Origin of the sequence: Rhodococcus sp. CH91 (genome assembly GCF_022554085.1) — a bacterium.
Taxonomy (GTDB): Bacteria; Actinomycetota; Actinomycetes; order Mycobacteriales; family Mycobacteriaceae; genus Rhodococcus.
The window spans coordinates 25,898-48,828 of sequence record NZ_JAKFYR010000012.1 but is presented as its reverse complement, the minus strand read 5'-3'; the positions used below and the strand labels follow the sequence as shown (position 1 = coordinate 48,828).

Annotated in this window: 21 protein-coding genes and 1 tRNA gene; 15 read left to right on the top strand and 7 right to left on the bottom strand. The window is 68.4% G+C overall.

The genetic code is table 11. The features are described from left to right. Positions 1-78 precede the first annotated feature (78 nt). Positions 79-861 (top strand): enoyl-CoA hydratase/isomerase family protein, encoded by a 783-nt coding sequence (locus MOM01_RS19850; protein WP_241387156.1) that lies wholly within the window; start codon positions 79-81, stop codon positions 859-861. 29 nt (positions 862-890) lie between these two features. Here the strand turns inward: MOM01_RS19850 and MOM01_RS19845 are convergent, their stop codons facing one another. Together MOM01_RS19845 and MOM01_RS19840 are read right to left on the bottom strand one after the other, a co-directional pair. Beyond that, positions 891-1,598 (bottom strand): HNH endonuclease family protein, encoded by a 708-nt coding sequence (locus MOM01_RS19845; RefSeq protein WP_374112340.1) that lies wholly within the window; start codon positions 1,596-1,598, stop codon positions 891-893. Between the two features lie 49 nt (positions 1,599-1,647). Further along, positions 1,648-2,577, bottom strand: a complete 930-nt coding sequence (locus MOM01_RS19840; RefSeq protein ID WP_241387155.1) for an NADP-dependent oxidoreductase — start codon at positions 2,575-2,577, stop codon at positions 1,648-1,650. A gap of 48 nt (positions 2,578-2,625) precedes the next feature. Here MOM01_RS19840 and MOM01_RS19835 point away from each other — a divergent pair, with 48 nt between their 5' ends. From MOM01_RS19835 to MOM01_RS19800, 8 genes are all read left to right on the top strand, one after another. Further along, positions 2,626-5,433 (top strand): DEAD/DEAH box helicase, encoded by a 2,808-nt coding sequence (locus MOM01_RS19835; RefSeq protein WP_241387154.1) that lies wholly within the window; start codon positions 2,626-2,628, stop codon positions 5,431-5,433. Then, positions 5,434-6,204: an SWIM zinc finger family protein gene (locus MOM01_RS19830; protein WP_241387153.1), complete on the top strand. Its 771-nt coding sequence runs from the start codon at positions 5,434-5,436 to the stop codon at positions 6,202-6,204. A 122-nt stretch (positions 6,205-6,326) separates the two neighbouring features. After that, positions 6,327-6,875, top strand: a complete 549-nt coding sequence (locus MOM01_RS19825) for a DUF1360 domain-containing protein (protein WP_241387152.1) — start codon at positions 6,327-6,329, stop codon at positions 6,873-6,875. Between the two features lie 167 nt (positions 6,876-7,042). Beyond that, positions 7,043-8,575: a CoA-acylating methylmalonate-semialdehyde dehydrogenase gene (locus tag MOM01_RS19820; protein WP_241387151.1), complete on the top strand. Its 1,533-nt coding sequence runs from the start codon at positions 7,043-7,045 to the stop codon at positions 8,573-8,575. 9 nt (positions 8,576-8,584) lie between these two features. Continuing rightward, positions 8,585-9,739 (top strand): isobutyryl-CoA dehydrogenase, encoded by a 1,155-nt coding sequence (locus tag MOM01_RS19815; RefSeq protein ID WP_241387150.1) that lies wholly within the window; start codon positions 8,585-8,587, stop codon positions 9,737-9,739. Next, positions 9,736-10,800 carry an enoyl-CoA hydratase/isomerase family protein gene (locus MOM01_RS19810; RefSeq protein WP_241387149.1) on the top strand — a complete coding sequence of 355 codons (1,065 nt, stop codon included), beginning with the start codon at positions 9,736-9,738 and terminating at the stop codon, positions 10,798-10,800. The genes MOM01_RS19815 and MOM01_RS19810 overlap by 4 nt, the downstream gene beginning before the upstream one ends. Beyond that, positions 10,797-11,705 (top strand): 3-hydroxyisobutyrate dehydrogenase, encoded by a 909-nt coding sequence (gene mmsB / locus MOM01_RS19805; protein ID WP_241387148.1) that lies wholly within the window; start codon positions 10,797-10,799, stop codon positions 11,703-11,705. Before MOM01_RS19810 ends, mmsB begins: the two co-directional genes overlap by 4 nt. Beyond that, a complete protein-coding gene (locus MOM01_RS19800; RefSeq protein ID WP_241387147.1) occupies positions 11,702-12,478 on the top strand; it encodes an enoyl-CoA hydratase in 777 nt (258 codons plus the stop codon). Before mmsB ends, MOM01_RS19800 begins: the two co-directional genes overlap by 4 nt. A gap of 66 nt (positions 12,479-12,544) precedes the next feature. Here MOM01_RS19800 and MOM01_RS19795 read toward each other — a convergent pair whose 3' ends face one another. From MOM01_RS19795 to MOM01_RS19780, 4 genes are all read right to left on the bottom strand, one after another. Then, positions 12,545-13,072, bottom strand: a complete 528-nt coding sequence (locus MOM01_RS19795) for a MarR family winged helix-turn-helix transcriptional regulator (protein WP_241387146.1) — start codon at positions 13,070-13,072, stop codon at positions 12,545-12,547. Positions 13,073-13,146: 74 nt separating this feature from the next. Further along, complete coding sequence (locus MOM01_RS19790) at positions 13,147-14,295, bottom strand: sulfotransferase family protein (protein WP_241387145.1); 1,149 nt, start codon at positions 14,293-14,295, stop codon at positions 13,147-13,149. Positions 14,296-14,306: 11 nt separating this feature from the next. Next, the gene (locus MOM01_RS19785) at positions 14,307-15,098 is read right to left on the bottom strand and encodes an SDR family oxidoreductase (protein WP_241387144.1); all 792 of its coding nucleotides are present in this window, start codon (positions 15,096-15,098) and stop codon (positions 14,307-14,309) included. Next, on the bottom strand, positions 15,095-16,261 hold the full coding sequence (locus MOM01_RS19780) for a hypothetical protein (RefSeq protein WP_241387143.1): 1,167 nt from the start codon (positions 16,259-16,261) through the stop codon (positions 15,095-15,097). The genes MOM01_RS19785 and MOM01_RS19780 overlap by 4 nt, the downstream gene beginning before the upstream one ends. Before the next feature lie 82 nt (positions 16,262-16,343). Here MOM01_RS19780 and MOM01_RS19775 point away from each other — a divergent pair, with 82 nt between their 5' ends. The 6 genes from MOM01_RS19775 to MOM01_RS19750 all read left to right on the top strand — a co-directional run bounded on the left by MOM01_RS19775 (position 16,344) and on the right by MOM01_RS19750 (position 22,678). Continuing rightward, positions 16,344-17,279 (top strand): helix-turn-helix domain-containing protein, encoded by a 936-nt coding sequence (locus MOM01_RS19775; protein WP_241387142.1) that lies wholly within the window; start codon positions 16,344-16,346, stop codon positions 17,277-17,279. 87 nt (positions 17,280-17,366) lie between these two features. Further along, positions 17,367-18,290: a sulfate adenylyltransferase subunit CysD gene (gene cysD, locus MOM01_RS19770; protein WP_374112344.1), complete on the top strand. Its 924-nt coding sequence runs from the start codon at positions 17,367-17,369 to the stop codon at positions 18,288-18,290. Then, positions 18,290-20,128: an adenylyl-sulfate kinase gene (cysC, locus tag MOM01_RS19765; RefSeq protein WP_241387140.1), complete on the top strand. Its 1,839-nt coding sequence runs from the start codon at positions 18,290-18,292 to the stop codon at positions 20,126-20,128. Before cysD ends, cysC begins: the two co-directional genes overlap by 1 nt. Continuing rightward, entirely contained in the window at positions 20,125-21,270 is a 1,146-nt protein-coding gene (locus tag MOM01_RS19760) for a 3'(2'),5'-bisphosphate nucleotidase CysQ (RefSeq protein ID WP_241387139.1), read from the top strand. Before cysC ends, MOM01_RS19760 begins: the two co-directional genes overlap by 4 nt. Positions 21,271-21,323: 53 nt before the next feature. Then, on the top strand, positions 21,324-22,322 hold the full coding sequence (locus tag MOM01_RS19755; RefSeq protein ID WP_241387138.1) for an MBL fold metallo-hydrolase: 999 nt from the start codon (positions 21,324-21,326) through the stop codon (positions 22,320-22,322). After that, a complete protein-coding gene (locus MOM01_RS19750; RefSeq protein WP_241387137.1) occupies positions 22,319-22,678 on the top strand; it encodes a nuclear transport factor 2 family protein in 360 nt (119 codons plus the stop codon). Before MOM01_RS19755 ends, MOM01_RS19750 begins: the two co-directional genes overlap by 4 nt. A gap of 62 nt (positions 22,679-22,740) precedes the next feature. Here the strand turns inward: MOM01_RS19750 and MOM01_RS19745 are convergent. Then, positions 22,741-22,816, bottom strand: a tRNA-Arg gene (locus MOM01_RS19745). Between the last annotated feature and the right edge of the window lie 115 nt (positions 22,817-22,931).

The window sequence follows — 22,931 nt, the reverse complement described above, 5'->3', positions numbered from 1 at the left end:
CCCGCCTCTCGCGAAAATGGCGATTCACTTCGGTGAGCATATTGTTCTCTTTATTCAGAATGCGATACTGTCCGGTGCATGGGAGACGATCTGGGTGCCGGTGGACTGAGATTCGAACGAGAGGGCGCGATCGGCTGGTGCATCATCGACCGGCCCGCGGCCCGCAACGCCTTCACACCCGCGATGTACTACGGGCTCAAACGCGCGGTACGACTGGTCAACTCCGATCCCGACCTGGCGGCACTCGTCATCACCGGGGTGGACGACGTCTTCGCGCCCGGAGGGGATCTCGGCGGTCGCGCCGAGCCCGGTGACGATCTGCCCGACGGCCTCGCCGGCAACGACGTGGTGCCCTTCCTCACCATCCGCGACAGCCGCGCACCGGTGATCTCCGCCGTCAACGGCATCTGCCAGGCCGGAGGGCTGCTCGTGGCCATGATGTCCGACATCGCGGTGGCCAGCGACCGCGCGACCTTCCGTGTCCCCGAGCTTCTCCGCGGTATCCCCGACGCGACGTTCGCCGCCGCGCTGCCGGCCCATGTCGGCCTCGCGGCCGCCCGCGACCTGCTCCTGTCGGCGCGCGTGTTCGACGCGGACGAAGCATTGCGCCTGGGTGTCATCTCGCGGGTCGTCCCGCACGAGCAGTTGAGGGAAGCGGCGCTGGAGGCCGCCCGGCAGGTCCTGCGCACTGCGCCTCTCGCACGGGCACAGGTCAAGCGGATGCTCAACGAGCGCTACGGACAGATCGACTACCAGACGATGTTCGGGGCACTGGAGACCTCACCCGAACCCCGCGAGGGCATGCGGGCCTTCATGGAGAAGCGCGATCCGGACTGGATCCCGCAGAATCTGCCGGTCTGACCCGGATCAAGGGGGCACGACCGGTCGCATCACGGGCAGGACCGGGCAGCCGCGGCCAGTGCCCGATGGTCGTCGGCCGTGACCGGCAGGGCGTAGCGCACCGCGACCGTGAGGTACCGGCCGGCGAACCAACAGCGGTAACCCGCCGCCGGCGGCAGCCATTGTGCGGGCGTGTCGTCGCGCTTGTCGAGATTGGCCTGTCCGCCCACGGCGACGAGGTTGTACGTGATGTCGTTGGCGAACCGGCGTCTGCGCTCGGCGGGCCATCGGGCCGCTCCGAGATCCCAGGCCGCGGCGAGCGGATAGATGTGATCGATGTGCACGCTGTTCGCCTCGGCCCGCCGGAACTCCACGCGCACTCCGGTGTACGGGTCGTGCAGGAGACCGGACGTCACGACGCAGTCGTCGCTGCCGGCCCGGAAGGTGGGGGAGCGGAGGTCGCGGGCGAGGACGTTGTTGCGGGTGTCGCAGCCGTCGTGGCCACCGGGACCGGGATGGTCGTCCGACCAGGCCGGTCCGAACACGCATCCCTCATCGGGACCGCAACCCCGCTCGTATCCCGGTGCTCTCCGCCGCTCGTCGACGACGGTCACCCGGCCGAGCAGCTCGTGCACCTCGGCCCGGGCCGGGCTGCCCGGCACGGGCTCGGATTCCGGTCCGGTGCGGTCCCAGAGCCAGGACACCAGCACCGCCGCCACTACGGCCGTCACCCACCACGTCGTGTTCCCCCCACGCACGCGGTGATCCTGGCACAGTTCCCCGACACACCGAGTCGGGCCGGCCGGGTCAGGGGACGGTCACGACGACCTTCCCGCCCGCGTGCCCGGACTCGACCAGGGCGAGCGCGCTACCGGCGTCGGAGAGCGGGAAGGCCCGTTCGACGCGTGGGTCGAGGATTCCGCGTACCACGAGCGAGGCGATCCGGTCGAAGACCTCCCGGGTGCGACGCCGGGTGATCCCGGACCCTCCCAGGGCTTCGGCACGGGCGGGATCCGCGACGCTCACCACCCGCTCCGGAGCCCGGGTCAGCGCGACCGCCCGTTCCAGCACCTCACCACCGACGAGGTCGACGATCGCGGTCACCGCGCCGCAGCGTTCCGTGGCTGCCGCCACGCGCATGTCGAAGCCCGGTCCGGACTCGATCCACACGCCCCCGCAGGACTCGACCGCATCCCGTTTCCCCGCACTCGCCACGCCGAGTACGGCCGCTCCTGCAGCGTGCGCGAGCTGAGTGAGAGCCGATCCCACACCGCCGCCCGCCCCCAGCACGAGCACGGTGTCGGCGTCGACGATGCCGAGATGCTCGGCGATGTCGAGGGCGGTTCCGGCCGCGACAGGGAGTGTGGCCGCCACCTCGTACGAGACCGCCTCGGGTTTGTGTGCGGCGGCGGCCGCGTCGACGAGCGTGTACTCGGCGTAACCGCCGAAGCCGGTCGCCGTGGCTCCGAACACGGCGTCACCCACCGCGAAGTCGGCGACCGTGTTGCCGCCCGCCGCCTGCACCACGCCTGCGACCTCGCGGCCGAGCACAGCCGGAAAGTGCACCGCGATGCTGTTTCTGCGTGTGCCGGAGCGCACCTTCCAGTCGGCCGGATTCACACCGGCGGCCCGGACCGCCACGAGAAGCTGCCCGGGACCGGGTACCGGAACATCCACGTCGAGAAGCTGTTGTGTCTCCGGACCGCCGTACTCCACGAAGCCGTATGCGCGCGCCATGGACCCAGCCTGCCATCGCGTCCGGGTACGGCTGGCACGATAGTGGGCATGTTGCACGGGCTGTGGTCACCGGGATCCGGCCTGATGCTGTGGTGGGAGCCTGCCGCAGAGCCCGATCCCGACGCGCTGCCCTCGGCGCTGCGCCGGTGGGTCGACCGCCCGTTCCGCCATCGGGTCACGATCACCTTTCCGGGCGAGACCGAGCCGCAGGTGGTGCCCGCCGTCGCGGTCGCGCCTCCCGATGCGGCAGAACTGCTGCTGGACATACCCCGCCGGCCCGGGGGAGTGGGTGGCGACCTGCGGTATCTCGCGCACCTGGCACGGGGCATCGAGAGATGGGCGCAGGCCGGGCGCGTCGCGCCGGAACTCGTGCGCGCAGAGAAGCAGTGGTGGGCGCGATGGCAGTTGCTCGGCGGGGAGAAGACGCGCGCCTGGTCCGCGGAACTGGCCGCTGCGATGCCTCCCGTGCAGCGACAACTCGGGCGCCCGATCGATCTGCTCGACGACCTGTGCCGCGAACTGACCGATCCGATCGTGCGGACCTTGCACGGCTCGTCGACTTCACTGCATCCCCTCGTCGCTGCCCTGGCGGAGGGCACCGCCCATCCCCGCGGCACCCAGCGCATGGCCGACGCGCTCGAGGAATGGCGTGCCAGCCTGGCCGGATACGAACCGGATCTGGTGCTGCGGCTCGTCGAACCGGACGACGTCGACGACGGGGTGGGTGCCGACTCCTTCTGGCGTCTGGAGGTCTGCCTGCGCGCGGAGGGGCAGGCGCCGATGCCGCTGCCGGTGCAGGACACCGATCCGCATCTGCTGCAGATCGGGGTGCGCAAACTCGGCGTCGCCCTCCAGACCTATCCCCGGCTCCAGGACGTTCCCCGCGATCCGGACACCCTCGATCTGCTGCTGCCCACCCCGGTCGTCGTCGATCTCGTCGAGCACGGGGCACGTGCGCTCGACGCCGCCGGGATCGCGGTGTTGCTGCCACGGGCATGGGCGACGGTCGAGCCGTCCCTGCGCCTGCAGGTCGACTCGCCCGTCGCACCCGTCAGCGCCGACGACAGCGTGGTCGGGATGAACGCGATCGTCTCGTACGAATGGCAACTCGCCGTCGGCGACATGCTGCTCACACCGACGGAGATGGAAGAACTCGTCGCGGCGAACAGCGATCTGGTGAAGCTGCGCGGCAAATGGGTGCGTGCCGACAACGAGGCCCTGACCCGCGCCGCCCGCTATGTGACCGCGCATTCCACGGAAGGCGCCACGCTCGGCTCGTTGTTCGCCCAGTTCACCGGCGACGACGCGCCACCGGCGGAGGTCACCGAGATCTCCGCGACCGGCTGGGTGGAGATGCTGCTCGACGGGCAGGCCCGGCCCGAGCCGGTACCCGCACCCGCGGGACTGACCGCCGAACTGCGGCCCTATCAGCAGCGTGGTCTCGACTGGCTCGCGTTCATGAGCCGGCTCGGCCTCGGCGCGGTCCTCGCCGACGACATGGGCCTGGGCAAGACCATCCAGGTGCTCGCGCTGCTCGCGCACGAACGCGAAGCGGGGCTGCGGGACGCGCCGACGCTGCTCGTGTGCCCGATGTCGGTCGTCGGCAACTGGCAACGCGAAGCCGAACGGTTCGTGCCCGATCTGAGGGTGCACGTCCACCACGGCGCGCAGCGGCTGAGCGGCGGTGCGCTCGCCGCGACCGCCGCCGACCACGATCTCGTGGTGACGACCTACGCCATCGCCGCTCGGGACGTCACCCAACTCGCGGCGTTGTCGTGGCGCCGCGTGGTCCTCGACGAGGCGCAGCACGTGAAGAACACCGCGACAGCGCAGTCCCGTGCCACGCGTGCGGTGCCCGCCGGGCACCGGATCGCGCTCACCGGTACACCCGTGGAGAACCGGCTCGAGGAACTGCGGGCGATCCTGGACTTCGCGAATCCGTCCCTGCTCGGCAGCGCGGCGTCCTTCCGTGCGCGGTTCGCGGTACCGATCGAACGCGACCACGACGCGGTCGCCGCGGCGCGGCTGCGGGCGTTGTCCGCACCGTTCGTGATGCGCCGCGTCAAGACCGACCCCGACGTCATCTCCGATCTGCCCGAGAAGTTCGAGCAGACCGTGCGGGCGAATCTGACGGCGGAGCAGGCTGCGCTCTACCGGGCGGTCGTGGACGACATGATGCGTCGGATCCGCGACAAGGAGGGCATGGCACGCAAGGGGGCGGTGCTCGCGGCGCTGACCCGGCTCAAGCAGGTGTGCAACCATCCGGCGCACTATCTGAGCGACGGCTCGCCGGTCCTGCGCCGCGGGCGCCATCGGTCGGGCAAGCTCGGCCTGGTCGAGGACATCGTCGAGTCCGTATTGGCAGACGGTGAGAAAGTGCTGCTGTTCACGCAGTTCCGGGAGTTCGGTGAACTCGTCGTTCCCTATCTCGAGGAGCGGTTCGCGACTTCGGTGCCGTTCCTCCACGGAGGCGTGCCCAAGGGTAAGCGCGACGCGATGGTCGCGGCCTTCCAGGGCGACGGCGGGCCGTCGATCATGATGCTCTCGCTCAAGGCGGGCGGGACCGGACTGAATCTCACCGCCGCCAACCACGTCGTCCATCTCGACCGGTGGTGGAATCCCGCCGTCGAGAACCAGGCGACGGACCGCGCGTTCCGGATCGGGCAACGCCGTGACGTGCAGGTCCGCAAGCTCGTCTGTGTGGGGACGGTGGAGGAGCGTATCGACGAAATGCTCACCGGAAAGAAGGAACTGGCCGAGATCGCGGTGGGTGCGGGGGAGAACTGGATCACCGAGCTGTCCACCGACCAGTTGCAGTCCCTGCTCACCCTCGGTGACGAAGCGGTGGGTGACTAGATGGCGCGAGGTGAGGTACGCCGTTACGGCACGGCGCGTCGGATCGACGGTGGTATCGAGGCGCGCACCAAGCGCGGCGCCATCGGGCGGAGCTGGTGGTCGAAGGAATTGATCTCGGCAATGGAGGAGGTCGCCGACAAGGCGCGCCTGACGCGGGGCCGCGCGTACGCGCGCGCAGGCCAGGTGGTCTCCGTGCGTCTCGAACCCGGTGCGGCGGTGGGTGAGGTGCAGGGAAGTCAGCTCACCCCGTTCACCGCGGCGGTGCGTGTGCGGACGCTCGACGAGGACGCGGTGGGCGAACTCGTGGCGCTCGTCCGGTCGTCGCCGGGCATGCTCGCGCGCCTCGCGGCGGGCATCCTTCCCGAGGAGCTGGGCTCGTCGCTGCTTCCGCGACGTGCGGGCGAGCTCGATTTCGACTGCACCTGTCCCGACGACGGGTGGCCCTGCAAGCATTCGGCGGCCGTCGCCTATCTCCTTGCCGAGCATGTCGACGAGCAGCCGCTCGCGGTGCTGACCCTGCGTGGTGTCGATGTCGCGACCTTGATCGGTGGCGTCGACGAGGCGGACAACCCGGACGACGCGACCGCGGAACAGGATTTCTACGGCGACGGGACGGAGTTGCCCGAGCTGCCGGCGGAACGGTTCCGGCCCGCGCTCGAGGATCTCGACCCCATGTTGCTGCGCCGGGCGCTGCGGGCGGGCGGAACCGACGAGGCAGTGGTGATCCGCGGTATCAACGATCTCGAGGATCTGTACCGGCGTATGCGATGACCTCCGATCCGGGGATCCGGGGATCCGGGTTGCGGCGGCGGGCGCGGGGGTATGTCTGCCCGGGTGAGGTCGCGGGTGGACACGGTCCACCGCGGTACGAGAACTGCCCGAGTGGAGGATTCATGGGGACATCGGACGAGTCGTCGATCAAGGAGCACGCAGAAAGCGCGGTCCACGCAGTGAAGGAGGAAGCCGAGACCTATCGCGGGGGCGAGGATCGCCCGCTCGGCGGGTACGCGGTTCTGATGTCGATCTATCTCACGCTCGTCGGTGTGCTGGCGGCGATCGCGGCGAGACGTGGCCGCCCGCTGCCGAAACCGGGTGCCGGCGATCTCGTGGTCACCGCCCTCGCCAGCCACAAGTTCTCCCGCATCCTGAGCAAGGCCGCCGTCACGAGTCCGGTGCGCGCGCCGTTCACCCGATTCGACGGCCCGGGTGGGCCGGCCGAGGTGATGGAACAGCCGCGAAAGTCGTCGCGGGTGCGTCACGCGGTGGGCGAATTGCTGGCCTGCCCGTTCTGCCTCGACCTGTGGACGGTGACGGCGCTGGTGTTCGGTCTCGTCTACGCGCCCGGGCTCACGCGACTGGTGGCAGGCTCGTTCGCGGCGCTCGCCGGGGCGGATTTCCTGCACCTCGCGTATGCGAAGGCGCAGCAGATCGCCGAGGGCTGACGCGCGAACGCTCGCCGAGTGTCACCGGACGTGATCGGCGGGGTGTGACGGTAGACATACGTGGACTTCCAACTATAGGATCAGCGAAGACTTCGGGCCTGCGCCCGTTCGCGCCGAAAATCGCACATCCTAATGTCATCGCACACCAGTAAAGGACGGGATCGGACATGAGCGTTCGAGAACTGACCCACTTCGTCGGCGGACAGCATGTCGCCGGCACCTCCGGCCGCTACGCCGACGTCTTCGACCCCAACACCGGCGAGGTCCAGGCCCGCGTGCCGCTCGCCGCCGTGAGCGAAGTCGAAGCCGCGATCGCCGATGCCGAAGTGGCTCAGAAGGAATGGGCGTCGTGGAACCCGCAGAAGCGGGCCCGCGTGCTCATGCGATTCCTGCAACTCGCCCAGGACAACATGGACGAACTCGCCCGCCTGCTGTCGAGCGAGCACGGCAAGACCATCCCCGACGCGAAGGGCGACATCCAGCGCGGACTCGAGGTCGTCGAGGTCGCGCTCGGTGCTCCGCACCTGCTCAAGGGTGAATACACCGAATCCGCCGGTACCGGCATCGACGTGTACTCGATGCGCCAGCCGCTCGGTGTCGTCGCCGGCATCACCCCGTTCAATTTCCCGGCCATGATCCCGCTGTGGAAGGCCGCTCCCGCGCTCGTCTCCGGCAATGCCTTCGTGCTCAAGCCTTCCGAGCGTGATCCCTCGGTTCCGCTGCGGCTGGCCGAACTGTTTCTCGAGGCCGGTCTGCCTGCGGGTGTCTTCAACGTCGTCAACGGCGACAAGGAAGCTGTCGACGTCCTGCTGAACGACAAGCGCATCAAGGCCGTCGGCTTCGTCGGCTCGACGCCGATCGCGCAGTACATCTACGAGACGGCCGCCAGGAACGGCAAGCGCGCGCAGTGCTTCGGCGGCGCGAAGAACCACGCGATCATCATGCCCGACGCCGACCTCGACCAGGTGGCCGACGCCCTCGTCGGCGCCGCATACGGTTCGGCCGGCGAGCGCTGCATGGCACTGTCGGTCGCCGTTCCGGTCGGGGAGGAGACCGCCGATCGTCTCGTCGCCAAGCTCACCGAGCGCATCGCCGACCTGCGCATCGGCACCAGTTTCGACGAGAAGGCCGATTTCGGTCCGCTCGTGACCGCTGCCGCACGGGAACGCGTCCACGGTTACATCGCCCAGGGCGTCGAGGAAGGCGCCGAACTGGTCGTCGACGGCCGCGACTTCGTCCTCGAAGGGCACGAGAACGGCTTCTTCTCCGGTGCCACCCTGTTCGACAAGGTCACCACCGACATGTCGATCTACAAGGAAGAGATCTTCGGACCGGTGCTCACGGTCGTGCGTGCCCGCGATTACGAGCACGCCCTCGCCCTGCCCACCGAGCACGAGTACGGCAACGGCGTCGCGATCTTCACCCGCGACGGCGACACCGCACGCGACTTCGTCGCCCGTGTCCAGGTCGGCATGGTGGGCGTCAACGTCCCGATCCCGGTGCCGATCGCCTACTACACCTTCGGTGGATGGAAGGCCTCCGGCTTCGGCGACCTCAACCAGCACGGCCCCGACGCCTTCCGCTTCTACACCAAGACGAAGACGGTCACGCAGCGCTGGCCCTCCGGTGTCAAGGAAGGCGACATCGCCGGTGCCCACGTGGCCGACACCGACCACTTCGTCATCCCGACGATGAACTAGGCGGTCGCCGTGTTCATCCTCGACGACGACGACCGGGCCATCCGCGACACCGCCCGGGACTTCGCCACCGAGTACCTGGCCCCGAACGCGGTCGAGTGGGATCAGGACAAGCATTTTCCGGTGGACGTGCTGCGCAAGGCCGCCGAACTGGGTATGGGCGGAATCTACGTCCGCGAGGATGTCGGCGGATCGGGGCTGCGACGCCTCGATTCCGTCCGGATCTTCGAAGAACTGGCGAAGGGCTGCCCGTCCGTCGCGGCGTACATCTCCATCCACAACATGGTCACCTGGATGATCGACCGCTTCGGCAACGACGAGCAGCGCCGGCAGTGGATCCCGGACCTGTGCACGATGGAGCACCTCGCCAGCTACTGCCTCACCGAGCCCGGCGCCGGTTCCGATGCGGCGGCCTTGAGCACCAAGGCCGTTCGCGACAGTGACGATTACGTGCTCACCGGCGTCAAGCAGTTCATCTCCGGCGCCGGCACCTCCGACGTGTACGTGGTAATGGCGCGCACCGGGGACACCGGTGCGCGCGGGATCTCGGCGTTCATCGTCCCGAAGGACACCCCGGGCCTGTCCTTCGGTGCCAACGAGAAGAAGATGGGCTGGAACGCGCAGCCCACCCGGCAGGTGATCCTCGACGGTGCCCGCGTGCCCGCGGATAACCTGCTCGGTACCGAGGGCGGTGGATTCCGTATCGCCATGCACGGACTCAACGGTGGCCGGATCAACATCGCCGCATGCTCCGTCGGCGGAGCGCAGACCGCTCTGGACCGGACGGTCGCCTATCTCGCCGAGCGCAGGGCCTTCGGGGAACGTCTGCTCGACTCGCAGGCACTGCAGTTCCGCCTGGCCGACATGCGTATCGAACTCGAAGCCGCCCGCACCCTGCTGTGGCGCGCCGCCGACGCTCTCGACCGAGGGAGCGAGGACGTCGTCGAGTTGTGCGCGATGGCCAAGCGGTTCGCGACCGACACGGGATTCGAGGTCGCCAACGAAGCACTGCAACTGCACGGTGGCTACGGTTACCTTGCCGAGTACGGGATCGAGAAGATCGTGCGCGATCTGCGCGTGCATCAGATCCTCGAAGGAACCAACGAGATCATGCGGATGGTCGTCGCGCGGAGCGTGGTGGCCGCAGCACAGAACGGAGCAGCATGACCGGGCAGGAACCCGAGATCCTCATCGACGTGAAGGACGGCATCGGCCGTATCACGCTCAACCGGCCCAAGGCCATCAACGCCCTCAATCACGCCATGGTCCTCGAGATGTCGAAGGCCCTGAACGCGTGGGAGAACGACGACTCGGTGCGTGCCGTGCTGGTACGCGGCGCCGGTGAACGCGGCCTGTGCGCCGGCGGCGACATCGTCTCGATCTACCACGACGCCAAGGACGGCGGCACGGGATCACAGGACTTCTGGCGTGACGAGTACATCCTCAACGCTGCCATCGGCCGCTACCCGAAGCCGTACATCGCGATCATGGACGGGATCGTCATGGGCGGCGGCGTCGGGATCTCGGCGCACGGCAACGTCCGGATCGTCACCGAACGTTCGAGCATCGCCATGCCCGAGACCGGAATCGGATTCGTTCCCGATGTCGGCGGCACCTACCTGCTCTCGCGCACACCCGGCGAGATCGGTACCCACATCGCGCTGACCACCGGGCGGATGAAGGCCGGCGACGCCATCGCCCTCGGTTTCGCCGACCACTACCTGCCGTCCGAGTCGCTCGACAAGTTCGTCGGCGCACTCGAATCCGGCTCGGTCGAGGACGCACTCGCCGAATATTCGCAGTCCGCACCCGAATCGGCGCTCCTCGCCCAGCGCGAGTGGATCGACGCGGCGTACTCCGCCGATACCGTCGACGAGATCGTGGAGCGACTCCGGTCCTCGGACGTGCCGGAGGCGCGCGAGACCGCCGATCAGGTGCTCGCGAAATCGCCTGTCGCGCTGAAGGTGACCCTGCGGTCGTTGCGGCACGCCCGGCAGCTCGGCAGCCTCGAAGAGGTGCTGAACGAAGAGTTCCGGGTCTCGACCGCTTCACTGAAGTCGCACGACCTCGTCGAGGGGATCCGCGCGCAGGTCGTCGACAAGGACCGCAACCCGCAGTGGTCGCCGGCCACCCTCGCCGACGTCACCGAGGCCGACGTCGACGCCTACTTCCAGCCGCTCGGCGATCTCGAACTCGGGCTCGCCGCTCCCAAGGAGAACGACCGATGAGTGCACTTCCCGCCGTCGCCTTCCTGGGCCTCGGACACATGGGCGGACCGATGGCCGCGAACCTGGTCCGCGCCGGGTACACCGTCACGGGTTACGACCCGGTTCCCGCTGCGCAGGAAGAGGCCACGAAGAACGGCATCACCGTCGCCGAGGCCGCGGTCGACGCGGTGCGTGGCGCCGAGGTCGTGATCACCATGCTGCCGAACGGCAAGCTCGTCCTCGACCTGTACGACGAGATCCTGCCCGCGGCCGAGTCGAACACGCTGTTCGTCGACAGTTCGACCATCGACGTCGCCGATGCCCGCGCGGCAGCGGAGAAGGCGCAGCGGGCCGGTCACCGCGCCGTCGACGCGCCCGTCTCGGGCGGTGTCGCCGGGGCGTCCGCCGGCACCCTCGCGTTCATGGTCGGCGGCAGCGAAGAGGATTTCGCGACGGCGCAGCCGCTGCTCGAGGCGATGGGCCGCAAGATCGTCCACTGCGGTGGATCGGGCAACGGCCAGGCCGCGAAGATCTGCAACAACATGATCCTGGGCATCTCGATGATCGCGATCAGCGAGGCGTTCGTGCTCGGTGAGAAGCTCGGCCTCGACAACCAGGCGCTGTTCGACGTCGCGTCCAACGCGTCCGGTCAGTGCTGGGCGCTGACGAGCAACTGCCCGGTGCCGGGTCCGGTCCCGACCACGCCCGCGAACAACGACTACCAGCCGGGTTTCGCGGCCGCGCTCATGGACAAGGATCTCGGACTGGCCGCGAACGCGGTGCGGGCCAACGGTGTCGAGGCCGAACTCGGATTGCGCGCAGCCGAGCTCTACCATCGTTTCAACACCGAGGGTGGTGGAGGACTCGACTTCTCCGCCATCATCACCGACATCCGAGACCGCTCGACCGCGAAGGACAGCAAGTGACAGATTTCGAGACCATCCTGCTCGACCGCAAGGGCCGCGTCGGCATCGTCACCCTCAACCGGCCGAAGGCACTCAACGCGCTCAACAGCCAGTTGATGCGCGAGGTCGTCGCTGCCGTCGAGGAACTCGACGCGGACGGCGAGATCGGTGCGATCCTGCTCACCGGGTCGGAGAAGGCGTTCGCCGCCGGCGCCGACATCAAGGAGATGGCGCCGAAGACCTTCGCCGAGGCGTACGCGGAAGATCTGTTCTCGCAGTGGGATCGGCTCTCGTCCGTCCGCAAGCCGATCGTCGCCGCGGTGTCGGGTTACGCGCTCGGTGGCGGCTGCGAGCTGGCGATGCTGTGCGACTTCATCATCGCGTCCGACACCGCCAAGTTCGGTCAGCCCGAGATCAAGCTCGGCGTGATCCCGGGTATCGGTGGATCGCAGCGCCTCACCCGCGCCGTGGGCAAGGCCAAGGCCATGGACATGTGCCTGACCGGACGCAATATGGACGCCGAGGAGGCCGAGCGCGCCGGACTCGTCTCGCGCATCGTTCCCGCCGCGGAATTGTTCGATGTGGCTCTCGAGACGGCGGCGACCATCGCGTCGATGTCACTGCCGGTCGCGATCATGGCGAAGGAAGCCGTCAACCGCTCCTTCGAGACCACGCTGGCCGAAGGCGTGAAGTTCGAGCGCCGCGTGTTCCATTCGACGTTCGCCACCGCCGATCAGAAGGAAGGCATGGCCGCCTTCGTCGAGAAGCGCGCGCCGGAGTTCAAGCACGCCTGATCCGCGACACCCGGACACAGCGGTGGGCCGCCCCGAATCGGGGCGGCCCACCGTCGTGTCCGGCCCTCACCACTTGGTGGGTGCGTCCCCGGTGTCGAAATCACCCGCATCGTGCCGCATGCCGGCGAGAATGCGCAGCAGGCTGTCGAGGTGCTCGTCGGGGATACCCGGCCGCGCGAAGACCTCGGTGTTGAGTTTCTCGGTGGCCTGGATCGCCAGGTCCCGCCCCTCGTCGGTGAGTTCGACGAGGGTGGCACGCCGATCGGTCGGATGCGGTGTGCGGCGGACGAGTCCGGCCTTCTCGAGCCGGTCGACGGCGTTGGTCACGCTGGTCGGATGAACCTGCAGGCGCGCGCTGGCCTTGGCCATCGGCAGCGCGCCGGACCTGGTGAAGTGCAACAGCGTGAGCAGTTCGTAGCGCGCGAAGGTCAGACCGAACGGTTTGAGCACTTCCTCGACACGCGCCATCATGATCTGCTGCGCACGCATCACCGACGTCACGGCCGCCATGCCGTCGGCGACGTCACCCCACCCGTGATCGGTCCACTGGCGGTGGGCTTCGGCGATGGGATCGAGCGGCAGTGGTGCGGGCATACCTTCGATCATCCCATGTACGAACGTGCAGGTAGACAGGGCACACCGGTTCGGAGGTGCCGTGTCCACCGGCGTCAGCGGTACGCGTGGTCGGGGAACCGCTCGTCGACCTCACGCGCGGACAGACCGAACTCCTCGAGCGTGTAGCGGTGCGCGGGTTTCCGTGCCCCGCTCCGGCTTTCCTCGTGCAGGTCCGTCATCGCGCGTTCCGCGTCCGCGGTGAACGGCAGGCCGAACCGGTCGTACAGGGCACCGACACTGCCGAGCGGGTCGGCGACGAAATCCCGGTAGTCGACGTCGACGAACTGCGCGGGATCGTGCCGGGCGCGTGCCTGCGTGAAGTGCTCGAAACCACGCGCCCACAGATCGAGCTGAGTGCGGCCGATGGTCTCGCCGACGAAGGTCTCGGACCAGCCTTCGGTGGCGTGTGCCGCGAGGCTGCACACCGACGGGATCACCGTGCGAGGATCGCGGTGTGTCACCACCACCAGCGCGTCGGGATAGACGGTCAGCAGCTCGTCGAGGGCGAACAGGTGGCTGGGATTCTTCAGCACCCACCGCTTGTCGGCATCGGGAAGCCCGATGAGCTGCAGGTTTCTGCGATGGCGGGTGTAGGCGCCGGTCCAGTCCTGGTCGGCGAGCCAGCGGGAGTAGCTCGGCAGGTGTGCCAGGCACTCGTAGGACACCGACCGGAACGACTGGCGCAGCAATTGCCAGCACTCCTCGACCTCTGCGGCCGACATGTAGTGCACCCCCATGAACTCGGGGTGTTCCACGTGATGCCGGGCGAAACCGGCTTCGATGGCGGAGAAGACGGGATCGGCGGCCCATGCCGAGCGCGGGGGCCGGGGTTGCGGCATCTCGGTGAGCCACATCTCCAGGCCCTGGTGCGCGGGGTCGGCGGCCAGGAGGCGATGCAGCGCGGTGGTGCCGGTGCGGGGGAGTCCGGTGACGAAGATCGGCCGGGTGATCGGGACGTCGGCATGCTCGGGGTGTTTCCTCCACGCGGCCTCGGACAGCAACCGCGCGATGAGGGCCCCTCGAAGGAAAACGCGCGACATCTTGCTGCCCAGAGGAGTGAGGGACTCGTCGCGGGCGTAGGACTCGAGCAGTACTTCGAGGCCGTCGCGGTAGTCGTCGTCGCCGAAATCGTCCAGGCCGGTCGACCGGGTCGCCGAGGCGTGGAGGTCCTCGACGGTGCCGACGGTGGTGCGTTCGCTCATGGGAGTCCCGTTCAGTGGTGGTATTCGCCGCAGTTGACATCGAGGCATTGGCCGGTGATCGCCGATGCCATCGGGGAGGCCAGGAAGATCACCGCATCGGCGATCTCCTCGGTGGTCGGGAGACGCTTCAGATCCGAGGCGGCAGCGGTGTGCTCGTAGATCTGCTCGACCGTGATTCCGTACTTGCCGGCCTGGTGCTCGAAGTACCCCTGCAGGACCGGCCCCCAGATGTATCCGGGTGCAACGGAGTTGACACGAATTCCCTGAGGTCCCAGTTCCGTCGCCAGGGAACGGGACATGGCCAGCAGTGCCGACTTGGCGAGTTTGTAACTGCCGTAACGCTCCTGGGAATGCCGCAGCACCATCGAGTTGATGTTGACCACCGATCCGCCGGATTCGGCGAGGGCGGGGGTGAGTGATTGTGTCAACCGCAGAGCGCCCAGCACCGTCAGTTCCAGACTGTCGCGGACCTGCTGGAATTCGGTGCGTGCCAACGGTTTCATCGACGGAACGGTGAACGCGTTGTTGACGAGGAGATCGACGCGGCCGAACTGCGCGGTCGCGGTCTCCACGAGTGCGGCCACGGACTCGTCGTCGGTGATGTCGGTCGGGACGGCCAGCGCCCGACGGCCCGTGCTCTCGACTTCCGCGGCCACCTTCTCGAGGCGGTCCCGGGTGCGGGCGGCGAGTACCACGTCGGCACCCTGCATCGCACAGCGCAGGGCGAGCGTGCGGCCCAGGCCCGGACCGACACCGGAGATCACCGCGACCCGGTCGTGGAGCAGTCCGCCTCCGGGGTTCATCCGAGCATCCGATCGGCGACGGCCTGCTGGCGTGCCGCGATGCGATCGGCCCAGGCCTCGGGAGTGATGCGGTTCGATTCGTGGAAGGGCAGACTCTCGGCGAGCCGATCGAACGGGACCACCTCGGCGGTCGGGCCGTCGGCAGCGGTGAGTTCGCGGTCGAGGCGTTGCCAGCGGAACTGCAGGATGCCGCGACCGCGGCCGAGGGTCTCCACCCAGTTGGTCAGTCCGGGATTGCGGGCCGAGACGACGATCCGGACCATGCCGTCCGGATCGACCTGTGCCTGCGTGTTGTTCAGCGATGTCTGGTGGTGGACGTAGTCCAGGGAGATATACCAGAGACTGCCTATCTGGAATCCCAGATAGGGGGCGTCGCTCGCGGGGAGGGTCAGGATCATGGCCTCGTCGTCGCCGAGGTCGAAGTGCCCGACCGAGGAATACTGCGTATCGAGTCCACCGGGTGTCCGGCGTGGCTCGGTGACGGTGTTCACCGGCAGGCGGAGATAGAACCATTCGGGGAACTGCAGCCACGTCTTGACCCGCGTGACGAGTGCACGCCCCGCGCGTTCGTAGCGTTTCACGACGTCTTCGCGGGTCGGCTCGGGTGCGGGGACGCCGAGGCTGTCCAGTCGATCGATGCGCAGCGTGCCGCGTCGTTGTGACCAGTCGCTGTAGACCTCCCGCACGACGAGTTGGGACGAGCCGGGCGCGAGGGTGAAGTAGTTGCGCTCGGGGTCGGCGGGGCCGGGCCCGAACCGGATCTCGAAGGTGCCGTCGGGGTCGATGCGGACGGCGCGGTCGTCGAACGCCGTGACATTGCCCGGCACCTCGGCATCGGTGTAGTTGCCCGCGAGTACCTGGAAGCTCAGGTCGCAGGTCGTGCCGCGGCGGCCGGTGACGACGTACTCCGCGTCGTCGCGTACCGCGGCTCCCCAGTACAGCGTGTCCGGATTGTCGAGACCCATCTTGGTATAAGGGCCGGTGCCGGTGATGAAGACCGGATGCGTGCTGCTGTGGGCCCAGGTGGCGTGCACGCATGCGGCGATCCCGCCCGCGAGGTAGCCGTAGCCCTCGGTGAGGTCCTGGTCGGTGCGGATATGGGGGGCGGTGGCGACGAGTTTCTCGGCCTCGGCGATCGCCGCGGTGAGTGGATCGGTGAGCACTGCGATCTCCTGTGGTCCATATGTGTACCGCTGCGGTAAAGTCTCGTGGGGCAGACGATAGAACGTGTTACAGGGAGGGTCAATGGTCCGCCGCTCGCCCCCCACCGAACGCGTGGTGGAGATCCTCGATCACTTCGTCGCCCGTCCCGGATGCCGCTACGGCTTGTCCGAGCTGGCGCGGGAACTCGGCCTGAGCAAGCCCACCTGCTTGGGAATCCTCACCGTGCTGACCGAGGCCGGATATCTCGTTCGCGACCCGGTCGGCAAGACGTACGGGCTCGGGCCCGCCCTGGTCGTCGCGGGGCGCGCGGCGCAGCAGGGATTCTCGTCGGGAGCGGTCGCGCACCGGCATCTCGGACCGCTCGCGGCGCAGTTCCACGTGCTGTGCACGGCCTCGGCGGTGGTCGGGGATCGCATCGTGGTGCTCGAGGTCGCCGGTGAGGGCCACGCGCGCGGTGCCGCGGCCGCCGCCCGCGTGGGGGAGGTCTATCCGTTCGCTCCGCCCGTCGGGTTGATGTACGTGCTGTGGGACACCGACGAACGGATGGAGGAGTGGCTGCGTCGTGAACCCACGCTGCCGGTGGACGTCGACCGCGAACACCTGCGCCGCGTGGTGGCCGAATGTCGTCGCACCGGTTATCTGGCCGAATCCCTGACCCGGGGCGGCCGGCGTCTCTATGCCCTCATGGCCGGGGTGATCTCGCACGACCTGGCGCCCGAGATGCGGGAGATGCTCGCGGAGCTCGTGTCGAGTCCCGGTGAGCGCGTGCTTCTCCCCGATGCCTTCGCCTCGGGGGCGTCGCATGCGGTCAATCTCGTGGCGGCGCCCGCCTTCGATGCGGACGGGCACCAGTCGCTCGTGCTCGCGATGCACGTCGAACGCGAGCTCGATGCCGCCGCACTCGAGCGCTACGGGCAGGCGCTCGTGGCGGCAGCGGATGCGATCACCACCGAACTCGGGGGTCGCCGGCCGGTCCGCCGCCGGCAGCCGGAGGGCCGGTCGTTGACCGAGAATTGAAACTCGTTCTATCGTGAACGCATCGAACGTCGACCGCGCCGGTACACATTCGGAACGGCGCTCGCCCGGAAAGGGCATGTGACTGCGGTGTCTTCACGACGACCACCCACCTACGAACTCTCGCTGCTCGACGCGCTCGAGGCGGAGTCCGTCCACATCTTCCGGGAGGTCGCCGCCACCTTCGCCCGCCCGGTGCTGCTCTTCTCCGGAGGCAAGGACTCCGCTGTCATGCTCCACCTGGCGGCGAAGGCGTTCTGGCCGGCTCCGCTGCCGTTTCCGGTGCTGCACATCGATACCGGGCACAACTTCGACGAAGTGATCGAGTTCCGCGACCGCACGGTGGCGGAACGGGGCGTGCGGTTGCTCACGGCGTCGGTCCAGGACGATCTCGATGCCGGACGCGCGGTCGAGGATCACGGGCCTCGGGCCACCCGCAATCGTCTGCAGACCGGCACCCTGTTGCGGGCGGTGACCGAAGGCGGCTTCGATGCGGTCTTCGGGGGTGCCCGCCGGGACGAGGAGAAGGCCCGGGCCAAGGAACGCATCTTCAGCCTGCGCGACGAATTCGGGCAGTGGGACCCGAAAGCGCAGCGTCCGGAATTGTGGCGCCTGTACAACGGCCGCCACCGCAAGGGCGAGCACGTCCGGGTGTTCCCTCTCTCCAACTGGACCGAACTCGACATCTGGCGATACATCCGCGACGAGCACGTCGATCTGCCCTCCCTGTACTACGCTCACCGGCGCCCCGTGATCGAACGCGACGGAATGATGCTCGCGCACAACCGCTTTCTCACCCTGCTGCCGGACGAGACGCCCCGCGAGGTGCTCGTGCGGTTCCGCACCGTCGGCGACGCCACGTGTACGGGCTGTGTCGAATCGGCTGCGGCCACCGCAGCCGAGGTCGTCGCCGAGGTCGCCGCGAGCCGGGTCACCGAACGCGGGGCGACCCGGGCGGACGACCGCATCTCGGACGCCGGGATGGAAGACCGCAAGCGGGAGGGATACTTCTGATGTCGAGTCTGCTGCGCATCTCCACCGCGGGAAGCGTGGACGACGGCAAGTCCACCCTCATCGGCCGCCTGCTGTTCGATTCCAAGGCGGTCTTCGAGGACCAGTTCGAGGCCGTGGACCGCGTCAGTCGCGCCCGCGGCGCCGACCGGGCCGACCTGGCGCTGCTCACCGACGGTCTTCGTGCCGAACGTGAGCAGGGCATCACGATCGACGTCGCCTACCGCTATTTCGCCACCGCTCATCGGACCTTCGTCATCGCCGACACCCCCGGCCACGAGCAGTACACGCGGAACATGGTCACGGGCGCGTCGACCGCGGACCTCGCACTCGTCCTCGTCGACGCCCGCAAGGGGATCGTCGAACAGACCCGCAGGCACGCCTTCCTGGCGTCCCTCCTCGGTGTCCGACACGTGGTGCTCTGTATCAACAAGATGGACCTCGTGGACTGGTCGCAGCAACGATTCGACGAGCTGTGCGACGAATTCCGCGCGTTCGCGGCGAAACTCGACATCCCCGACCTCGCCTTCGTCCCGGTCTCCGCTCTGCACGGCGACAACGTCGTCTCCCGGACCGCGAACATGCCGTGGTACGAGGGGACCTCGCTCCTGCATCATCTCGAACAGGTGCACGTCGCGTCCGACGCCAATCTGATCGACGCCCGTCTTCCCGTGCAGTACGTGATCCGGCCGGGCGGCGACGGACCGCACCGTGACTTCCGTGGGGTCGCCGGCACGATCGCCGGGGGAGGATTCGCGCCGGGCGACGAGGTGGTCGTTCTGCCTTCGGGGTTCGCGACGCACGTGCGGGCGCTCCGCGGACCCGGCGGGGTCACACTCGACCACGCCTTCGCCGGTGCGGCGGTATGCGTCGAACTCGGGCACGACCTCGACGTCGGTCGCGGCGACATGGTGTGCCGCCCCAATAACCGTCCGCTCGTCGGCCGGGAGATCGACGCCATGGTGTGCTGGTTCGACGAGCGCTCCTCCCTCGACGAGGATGCTCGGTACGTCCTGCTGCACACGACTCAGGCCGTCACCGCCCGGGTGGCGCGCGTCGACTATCGGCTCGACATCGATTCCCTGCACCGCGACGAGACCGCCGGCTCGCTGCGCCTCAACGAGATCGGTCGTGTACGGATCCGCACGCACAAGCCACTGCTGTTCGACCCGTATCGCCGTAATCGCACCACCGGCGGTTTCGTCCTCGTGGACGAGCACACGGGCAACACCGTCGCCGCGGGAACGATCCTCGGACCGACGCTGGCGGATGTTCCGGTGGTGTGGCACTCGGCCGAGGTCGCACGTACCGAGCGGGGGAGGGCGGGCGCGACGGTCTGGCTCACCGGCTTGTCGGCCTCCGGCAAATCCACCGTCGCTGTCGAGCTCGAGCGGAAACTGATCGCCGAGGGAATTCCCGCTTACCGCCTCGACGGCGACAACCTGCGGCACGGGCTCAACGCCGATCTAGGTTTCGGCCCGGAGGATCGCGCCGAGAACGTCCGGCGTGTCGGTGCGGTGGCCCAGCTGATGGCCGACGCCGGTCTGGTCGCGATCTGCGCATTGATCAGCCCGTACCGGGAGGACCGCGACCGCGTGCGCCGGCATCACGAGGAGGCGGGCATACCGTTCTACGAGGTGTTCGTCGACACGCCGCTCGCGGAGTGCGAGGCGCGCGACCCCAAGGGCATGTACGCACGGGCCCGCGCCGGCGAGATCACCCGCTTCACCGGCGTCGACGATCCGTACGAGCCGCCACGCGAGCCCGAGATGGTGCTTCGTCCACGAGACGGCACTCCTGCGGCGAAGGCCGCGCTGATCGTGCAATTGTTGACCGCATGACCGACGACTCCCAGCTCGACGATGCCCGACTCGCCGCCGAGACAGCCTCCGCCGCAGGGGAACTGTTACTGACCGTCCGTGCCATCGAGGGAGATGCCCTCACCGGCCGCGAGCTGGGCCGGCGCGGTGACCGCGCCGCCGATACCTACATCCTCGAACGCCTGGCCGCGGCACGACCCGGGGACGCGGTGCTCTCGGAGGAGTCCGCCGACGATCCGTCGCGGGTCGAGGCCGACCGGGTCTGGATCATCGATCCGCTGGACGGATCGAAGGAGTACGGGATGCCCTCGCACGTCGACTGGGCGGTCCACGTCGCACTGTGGGAGGCGGGCAAGGGCCTGACCGCGGGTGCGGTGGCCCAGCCCGCGATCGGCGTGGTGCACAGTACCGGCGACGTACCGCCTCCGCCTCCGGTCTCGCGGCGTCGTCCGCGCATCGTCATCAGCGGGAGCAGGCCGCCGTCATTCGTGTTCGATCTCGCAGGCGAGCTCGGTGCCGACCTGATCCGGATGGGCTCGGCCGGCGCCAAGGCGATGGCGGTGGTCCGGGGTGAGGCCGACGCTTATATCCACGCCGGCGGACAGTGGGAGTGGGATTCGGCGGCGCCGGTCGCGGTGGCCCGGGCCGCCGGCCTGCACTGCAGCCGGATCGACGGCAGCGAACTGGAATACAACCGGCCGCATCCATATCTTCCCGACCTGGTGATCTGCCGTGCGGAATGGGCTCCGGAGGTGATGGCGGCACTGGCCCGCCATGCGGTCGGTCCGGGTGACAGTCCTCGGGTGGCGATGGCGCGCGCCTACATCCGTTCCCTGGTGAGCCACGACGCGTCCCATGTGCGGCTCGCCGCCGATGCCTGGCGGGTCGAGAACGGGGAGCGCACCGGAGACAGTGGCGTCGAGATCCGTGACCGGCTCGAGCACGGCCCGGAATACCGGCCGATCCGCAGGATCCGCGACCTGCAGTTCCACGAATGGCATCACAGCGTGGTCGCGCGCTTCGTGCTGGACATCGCGACGGTTCCGGGTGGAGGGAAGCCGGCATCGGAGATGTCGGTCGCGGTGACCGAGCATTTCGACATCCCGGCGGGGGAGATCCGGTCCATCGTCGCAGTCATCGAGCCCCATCCGCAGAATAGTTGAACTTATTACGGTAGCTTTCGAGCGAAAGTCACCATGATCGAGAGGTATGACCGATGGCCCGAGCGTGTGATATCGGAGACGGCATCCATGTCGTCCCCGTCCCGGTGGCAGACCTGCCCGTCGGTGATACCCAGGTCTACGTGATGGAATCCCCACGCGGTGTCGTCCTCGTGGACGTCGGCTGGAACGACGACAGGTCGTGGGCGGCCCTGCAGGACGGACTGGCGACGGCGGGCCTGTCGGTGACCGACGTCGAGGGCGTCGTCGTCACCCATTTCCATCCCGACCATGTCGGCCTCACCGGACGCATCCGCGAGGCCTCCGGATGCTGGGTGGCCATGAACGAGGCCGATTTCGCGCACCTCGAGGTCATGCTCTCCGACGTCGATCGCCGTCCCCAGGAAGCCGAACTGTTGCGCCGTGCCGGCGCACCCGAGGATGCGATCGAGGAATCGCTCGCCACCGCCGTGCCGGCGGTGGGCCGTCCCGACTCGCTGCCCGACCGCAAACTCGGTGCCGACGAGACGATCCCGCTGGCGGGCCGCTCCCTGCGCACCGTGCTGACCCCCGGCCACACGGCCGGTCACGCGTGCTTCCTGCTCGAGGAACACGGCGTGCTGTTCAGCGGCGACCACGTCCTCGCGACCACGACCCCGCACGTCGGCGAGTTCGATTTCCCGCTGCCGCAACGCGACGCGCTGGGGGAGTATCTCGAGTCGCTACGCGTGGTCGCCGATCTGCCCGTGCGGCGCGCACTGCCCGCACACCGGCAGCAGATCGACGACCTGCCGCACCGCGTCGGCGAACTGATCGACCACCACGACCAGCGCCTCGACGATCTCTACGACGCATTCGGCGACGAGGAACTCACGCTGTGGGAGGCCACCGCCCGCATGCGCTGGTACCGGCCGTGGGACGAGACCCCCTTGCACGGTAAGAGAATGGCGCTCGCCGAGGGGTCGGCGCACGTGCGGCAGCTCATCGAACGAGGACGGGTCCGTCGAGTGGCGGGAACCGAACCCGCCCGCTTCGCGCGCGTGCAGAGCCGATGAGCCCCGACGAGGTCGTCACCGAGTTCTGCCGGCGCTGGGCCGATCCCGATCCGGCCGAGCTCGCCGGCTTCTTCGCCGAGGACGCGGTCTTTCACAACATCCCGATGGAACCGATCCGCGGCAGGGCGGCCATCGAGGAGTACATCGCGGGCTTCGTGACGTCGTTCGGGGCCATCGACTATCGCATCCACCACCAGGCAGTCTCGGGCAGCGTCGTGCTCAACGAACGCACCGATGTGTTCACCATGAACGGTAGGACGATCGAACTCCCCGTCACGGGCGTGTTCGAGATCGTCGACGGAAAGATCGCGGCCTGCCGGGACTACTTCGACCCGACGCCGTTCACCGGCAACTGACCGACACCGGAACCGACCCGATGAACACCGAAGGCCCCGCTTCGTGAGAAGCGGGGCCTTCGTGGTGCCCTCGGCAGGATTCGAACCTGCGACTTCTTGCTCCGGAGGCAAGCGCTCTATCCCCTGAGCTACGAGGGCATCCGGACCGCCGGATGACCGGAGGTGCGGGAGTTAGCCTAGCGCATCGAGCGCTCAACTCCACATCGGCAGGTCAGAGCCGGTTTTCGGCCGGAGTTCCGGTTTCGTGCGGTCG